Source organism: Halorubrum sp. SD626R (assembly GCF_001261915.1).
In the GTDB taxonomy this organism is placed as follows: domain Archaea; phylum Halobacteriota; class Halobacteria; order Halobacteriales; family Haloferacaceae; genus Halorubrum.
Map to the genome: position 1 here is coordinate 39,141 of NZ_CVRT01000021.1, position 6,077 is coordinate 45,217.

Here is a 6,077-nt window from a genome sequence, read left to right on the forward strand (position 1 = left end):
CGGCGCTCCGGATCGGCCCGCGTGTGCGTCCGCGGCGCGCGGTTTCCACAGACCCTTATGTCCCGACCGCGAGTGAGGCGTATGGGAGAGACGGAAACCTACACGATCACCGGTCCCGACGGTGACGAGGAGTCGTTCGAACTGCCCGCCGGCCTCGTCGACGTGCTCAGCGAGCAGGGCGAGCAGGGCACCCGCGTCGTCAGCGACGTCGTGGTGCAGGCGATGGCCCAGCAGGCGCACGTCATCGTCCACCACAGCGAGGGCGACGTGCCGGAGGACATCGCGGAGATGAACGAGACGGCCGCGGAGCTGTTCGAGGAGCGGTTCGGGCAGTCGCTGGAGGACGCGCTCGGCCACTCGCACTGAGCCGCGGCAACGACTCCCGACCTCGGTTTTCACCGGCGGCCGGTCGCTTAAGCCGCCGCGGCACGTACGACGATCCATGAGCCACGACTCGGACGCGCCGGTGCTGATCTTCGATGGCGACTGTCCGTACTGCTCGGTGGCGGCGCTCGCGCTCCGCCGGCTGGACGGCGTCGTCGCGGTGCCGTGGGAGGCCGATCCGGTCGGTCCGTTCCTCGACGCGCAGTTCGGCTCACGCCCGTTCGCGATGGTGCTCGTCGACCCCGGCGAGCGCCGGGTGTACGCCGGCCGGTCGGCCGCCGAAGAGCTCGCCGACCGCGCGGGTACTCCGGGGATCGTCGGCGGGCTCGTCCGCGACAACTACGACCGGATCGCCGACGTGGTCGGGACCCTGTCGGGCCGCGACCGCGACCCCGACGACGTCCACGAGGAGTACCGGCTGACCGACGCCGCGCGCGACCTCGTCGACGACCTGCGCCCGGCCGCGAGCGACCCGCCGGAGGCGCTGTCGTGAGCGGGGCCGGGGGCGGTACCTACTCCCTCCTGATCGACCTCGCCGCCCCCGCCGAGATCGAGGTCGGCGCGCTCGGCGAACACCGCTTCGACGCCGGCGTCTACGCGTACACCGGGAGCGCGCTCGGCGCGGGCGGGTTCTCGCGCGTCGACCGCCACCGCCGGACCGCGCGCGGCGAGCACGACGTCCGCCACTGGCACGTCGACCACCTGCTCGGGCACCCGGACGCCCGGATCGACCGCGTCGTCCGGAGCGTCGGCGTCGACGTCGAGTGCGCGGTCGCCGAGCGACTCCCGGCGGGGCCGGTCGACGGGTTCGGCGCGTCGGACTGCGGCTGCGAGAGCCACCTCGCCGCCGGCGACGAGGGGGAGTCGCTCGACCCCTTCGCCGCGCGGGTCAGGGCGGCGCACGAGGCGGCGGTCGAATCGGGCAACTCCGGCGCGATAGCTGAAAGCGAGGACCCGACCGATTACGCCGAGAGCGACGCGCGAGTCGACGTGGTCGCCGGCGAGTAGCGGTCGCACCGAGCCCCGTTTACAGATCGTACCGGTCGACGATGTCGGTGAGCTGTTCGCGCCGGCCGTCGATCGCCTCCTCGCGGAGCGCCTCCTCCTCCGGCGTCGGACAAGTTAGATCCGGGACGCCCGCCGGGGCGCCCTCGTCGTCGAGCGCGACGAACGTGAAGTAGGAGGTCGTCGTGCGACGCTCCTCGTCGGTCCGGGGGTTCTCCGCGCGCACGTCGACCTTCACGTCGAGGCTCGTGCGGCCGACGTTGAACACGTACCCCTCGATGACGGCGACCTCTCCCATCTCGATGGGCGCGATGAAGTCGACGTGGTCCATCGAGGCGGTGACCACCTGCCGGTTCGCGAAGCGCATCCCGGCGATGGCGCCGCAGATGTCCATCCAGTGGAGGACCGCGCCCCCGAGCGCCCGGCCGAGGTTGTTCGTGTCGTTCGGCAGCAGCATCTCGGTCATCTCGGTGTACGACTCCGCGACGGTCGCCGTCTCGTCCATACCGGAGGGTGGACGGGCGGGCGACTTGAACCTCCGGCTCTCGGGAACGGCGTTCGTCGCGGCGTCAGGACCCCTCCGGCGGCCCGTCGTCGAAGTGAACGGAGTCGGGGGAACGGCCGGCCTCGTCGACCACCTCGTCGGAGACGACGATGGGGCAGTCGATCCGCACGGCGAGCGCGAGCGCGTCGGAGGGGCGCGCGTCGAAGACGAACCGCTCCGGCTCGCCGTCCTCGTAGCGCTCCGCGTCGACCTTCGCGTAGAAGGTGCCGTCGCGGAGGTCGTCGATCCGGACGCGGTCGATCGCCCCGCCGAACTCGGTGAGGATATCGACGAGCAGGTCGTGCGTCAGCGGCCGGTCGAACGGCTCGCCCTCTAACGCCATCCCGATCGACTGCGCCTGGTCGGCGCTGACGAAGATCGGGACGTACTCGTCTCGGACCGAGAGGATGACCGCCGGCACGTCGCCGCCCGGCGCGGAGCCCGCTCCGACCCCGACAACCTCGGCTTCGTGTTCCATACCGGACCGTGGTGGCGGCGGCATGAATAGCTGTCCCACGGGGGCCGCCGGCGAGCGCGCGGGGCGTCCGCTCGCGTCTTGGCGGTCCGGTCGCTCACTCCCCGCTCGTCCGGTCGCTCGGGCCTCGGCGGTCCGGCGCCTACGCCTCGGCGACCCGGTACCAGTACGCCCACGCGAGCGTGAACACGAGCGCCGCACCGAGGAAGAAGACGACGCCGGGTTCGAGCGCGGAGACGGCGTACTCGGCCAGTGGGTCGACGACGTACTCGACCGTTCCGTCGATGGCCTCGCCGCCGCCCGCGTCGGCGTCGGCCCCTCCGCCGTCGCCGCCGGCCTGCTCGGCGGTGACGCCCGCGTCGTCTCCCCCGCTCCCGGTCGTGGTCGTCACGCGGGCCGTCGGGCCCGCGACCGCGAGGAGGCGCTGCGCGACGACGGCAGCGAGCGCGATGAGCGCGTACCCGCCGAGCAGCCGCGTCAGCGCGCTCTTGATCCCGGTCGACTCCTCCTCGCCGCCGGCGAACAGCACGAGGGGCTCGTCCGCGGCGGCGTACACGTCCATCTCGCGGCCCTTCTCGGAGTAGGTGGTGTCGACGACGTCGACGAGGTCGGCGCCGTCGAGCTTCGAGAGGTGGTACTGCACGTTCTGGAGCGACGTGTCGACCTCGGCCGCGAGCTCCGACTTCGTCGCCGGCTCGTCGTGGAGGTGGGTGAGGATCTCGCGGGCCGTCTCTGATCCGAGCGCGGCGATGAGGTCGTCCGCGTCCTCGTCGTCGACGCCCACGACCCGCGGCTCCCGGTCCTCGGGAGTCGCGTCGGGCAGGGAGGGCAACAGCCGCGACATGACCGCCGATTCGCGCCGTGAGGATACAAATTTGTTGGATCGGCGACGACCCCGGCCGCCCGCTACCGACTCACAAACCCTAAACGCGGCGAGAGGGTACGTCCCGCCAATGACAGAGACGCCAGGGGGCCCCGACGGCGCGTCCGCGCCCCCGACGGCGAGCGACCCCTCGGCCGCGCTCGGTCCAGACGGGGACGGCGGGTCCGTCGGCGACGGCGGCGACTCGACCGGCTCCGTGACGGTCGTCGGCACCGCCCACGTCTCCGAGCGCTCCGTCGACGAGGTCGAGGCGGCGATCGAGCGCGAGCGCCCCGACGTCGTCGCCGTCGAGCTCGACGAGGGCCGCTACCGCCAGCTCCAGGGCGAGACCCCGGACGACCTCGACGCGGGCGACCTCCTGCGGGGGAACACCGTCTTCCAGTTCCTCGCGTACTGGATGCTCTCGTACGTCCAGACCCGGCTCGGCGAGCGCTTCGACATCGAGCCCGGCGCGGACATGCGCGCGGCGATCGACGTCGCCGAGGGGCTCGGGATCGACGTCGCCCTCGTCGACCGGGACATCCAGACGACGATCCAGCGCTTCTGGGCCCGGATGACGGTCACGGAGAAGCTCCGGATGGTCGGCGGGCTCGCGTTCGGCGTCACCGACTCGCGGGTCGTCGGCGTGCTCGCGGGGCTGTTCGTCGGGCTCCTCGCGGGCCCGGCGATCGGGCTGTTCGGCGGCGCCCTCGGAGTCACGAGCGCGCTGCTGACGAGCGTGACCGCCGGCGTCCTCGTCGCCGTCGCCGTCGGGGTCGCCGTCGATCAGGTCGGGAAGCTGGCGCTCTCGCCCGACGGCCGGCTCTACGCGGCGAGCGGACTCGGCGTCGCCGCCGGGCTCGCCGCGGCGGCCTCCGGCGTCGCGAACGGGCTCGTCTCGGCGACCCTCGGCGGCTTCGCCGTGACGGCGATCGGCAGCCTCGGGATCGGGATCTCGCTCGGGCTGACGCTCGGCGTCGCCGTGGCGGCGCTGCTCGGGCTGGCCGGCCGCGGAGGGGAGCCGGAACACGGCGGCATCGAGGAGCTCGGCGTCGATGAGCTCACCGACACCGACGTGGTGACGATGATGATGGAGGAGTTCCGCCAGTTCTCGCCGGGCGGCGCCGAGGCGCTCATCGACGAGCGCGACGCGTTCATCGCCCACCGGCTCGTCGCCCTCCGCGAGGCCGGCAAGGACGTCGTCGCCGTCGTCGGCGCGGGCCATCAGGCGGGGATCGAGGGGTACCTCGCGAACCCCGAGACGCTCCCGCCAATGGAGGGGCTCGTCGGCCGCGAGCGGGGCGGGAGCAGGCTGCCGTGGAAGAAGGCGATCGGCTACGCGATCACCGTCGGCTTCGTCGGCTTCTTCGTCCTGCTCGCGCTGGCGGGCGTCGAGAACGCGTTCCTCTTCCGGCTGTTCGGCGCGTGGTTCCTGATCAACGGGGCCTTCGCGTTCGCCTTCGCGAAGGTCGCCGGCGCGCGGTGGACCTCTGCGGGCGTCGGCGGCGCGGTCGCGTGGATGACCTCGATCAACCCGGTGCTCGCGCCCGGCTGGTTCACCGGCTACGTCGAGCTCAGAACCCTCACGGTGAACGTCGGAGACATCGGGACGCTCAACGACCTGCTCACGGACGAGACGCTGTCGCCGTGGGAGCTGGTCTCGTCGATGCTCGACGTCCCCCTGTTCAAGCTCATCGTCGTCGTCGCGATGACGAACGTCGGCAGCATCGTCGCCAGCTTCCTCTTCGCGGTCTACGTGATCCCGGCGATGTTCGGCGCCGAGGTCGGCGGCGTCGACGAGGTGGGTCGACTGCTGATCGACGGCGCCGGCACCGGCGCCGAGCTGATCCGAGGCGTCCTCCTCGGCGGAGGCGGCGCGTGACCCGACCCGCGCCGGGAGGTGACGCGTGAGCTCGACCTTCCGGGGGCGCCGGATCGCCGGCCTCTACTTCAGCGGCGCGGAGCTGCGGGACCTGCTCGTGGCGTGGCTCGCGCTCGGGGTCGCGTTCACGCTCTTCTTCGTGAACGGGACGGCCGGCTTCGACCGGCTGCTGGCTGCCGGCGTCGTCCCGCCGCTGCTCGTCGGCCTGCTCACCGCGGGCGTCGCGTTCCTCCTCCACGAGATCGCCCACAAGGTCGTCGCGGTCCGCTACGACCAGGTGGCCGAGTTCCGGGCGGACAACAGCATGCTGTTCCTGGCCGTAATGAGCTCGCTCCTCGGGTTCATCTTCGCCGCGCCGGGCGCGGTCCACCACCGCGGCCGGCTGACGCCGCGGGAGCACGGCCACATCGCGCTCGCGGGCCCGGTCGTCAACCTCCTGCTCGCGCTCGTCTTCCTTCCGGCGCTCCTGCTCGGCCCCGTCGTCGGGAGCCCGGTGGTCACGCTGATCGGCTCCCGCGGGATCGCGATCAACGTCTTCCTCGCGGCGTTCAACCTGATCCCGTACGGCCCCCTCGACGGGAAGACCGTGCTCGACTGGAGCAAGGCGACCTGGGCCGGCTTCTTCCTCGTCTCTGCGGCGCTCACGGTCGGGCTCGTCTTCGTCGGCGGGCTCGGCTTCGGCGGGCCGTTCTGAGGCGGGCGTCGCGGTCGTCGGTGACAGACCTCCCGGACGGCCGCACCCGTCCTATCGGGAACGGTGCGCTTTTGCTCCGCGGCCGTCCCTCCACACACATGACCGAGGGCGACGCCGGGGACGACGGAGGCGCGAGCGGGAGCGACGGGCAACCGACGGGCGCGGGCGATGAGGAGCCGACGGGCGCGGGCGATGAGGAGCCGACGGGCGCGGGCGATGAGGAGCCGACGG

Annotated in this window: 8 protein-coding genes; 5 read left to right on the top strand and 3 right to left on the bottom strand. The window is 72.5% G+C overall.

Annotation, left to right across the window (positions count from 1 at the left end; all coding sequences use genetic code 11):
• Positions 1 to 81 precede the first annotated feature (81 nt).
• The 3 genes from SD626R_RS01410 to SD626R_RS01420 all read left to right on the top strand — a co-directional run bounded on the left by SD626R_RS01410 (position 82) and on the right by SD626R_RS01420 (position 1,392).
• Positions 82 to 366: a DUF7545 family protein gene (locus SD626R_RS01410; protein ID WP_092562464.1), complete on the top strand. Its 285-nt coding sequence runs from the start codon at positions 82 to 84 to the stop codon at positions 364 to 366.
• Between the two features lie 76 nt (positions 367 to 442).
• Positions 443 to 877: a thiol-disulfide oxidoreductase DCC family protein gene (locus SD626R_RS01415; RefSeq protein ID WP_092562467.1), complete on the top strand. Its 435-nt coding sequence runs from the start codon at positions 443 to 445 to the stop codon at positions 875 to 877.
• On the top strand, positions 874 to 1,392 hold the full coding sequence (locus SD626R_RS01420) for a GIY-YIG nuclease family protein (RefSeq protein WP_092562470.1): 519 nt from the start codon (positions 874 to 876) through the stop codon (positions 1,390 to 1,392). The genes SD626R_RS01415 and SD626R_RS01420 overlap by 4 nt, the downstream gene beginning before the upstream one ends.
• Before the next feature lie 19 nt (positions 1,393 to 1,411).
• On the opposite strand, the gene SD626R_RS01425 is transcribed toward SD626R_RS01420, so the two are convergent.
• The 3 genes from SD626R_RS01425 to SD626R_RS01435 form a co-directional block, all read right to left on the bottom strand.
• Positions 1,412 to 1,894: an acyl-CoA thioesterase gene (locus SD626R_RS01425; RefSeq protein ID WP_092562473.1), complete on the bottom strand. Its 483-nt coding sequence runs from the start codon at positions 1,892 to 1,894 to the stop codon at positions 1,412 to 1,414.
• A 64-nt stretch (positions 1,895 to 1,958) separates the two neighbouring features.
• Complete coding sequence (locus tag SD626R_RS01430; RefSeq protein WP_092562476.1) at positions 1,959 to 2,411, bottom strand: bifunctional nuclease family protein; 453 nt, start codon at positions 2,409 to 2,411, stop codon at positions 1,959 to 1,961.
• A gap of 139 nt (positions 2,412 to 2,550) precedes the next feature.
• Positions 2,551 to 3,252: an ArsR/SmtB family transcription factor gene (locus SD626R_RS01435; protein ID WP_092562479.1), complete on the bottom strand. Its 702-nt coding sequence runs from the start codon at positions 3,250 to 3,252 to the stop codon at positions 2,551 to 2,553.
• A 109-nt stretch (positions 3,253 to 3,361) separates the two neighbouring features.
• Between SD626R_RS01435 and SD626R_RS01440 the strand changes: the two genes are divergently transcribed.
• A complete protein-coding gene (locus tag SD626R_RS01440; RefSeq protein WP_092562482.1) occupies positions 3,362 to 5,152 on the top strand; it encodes a TraB/GumN family protein in 1,791 nt (596 codons plus the stop codon).
• Between the two features lie 25 nt (positions 5,153 to 5,177).
• A complete protein-coding gene (locus SD626R_RS01445; RefSeq protein WP_092562485.1) occupies positions 5,178 to 5,846 on the top strand; it encodes a metalloprotease in 669 nt (222 codons plus the stop codon).
• Positions 5,847 to 6,077: the final 231 nt, after the last annotated feature.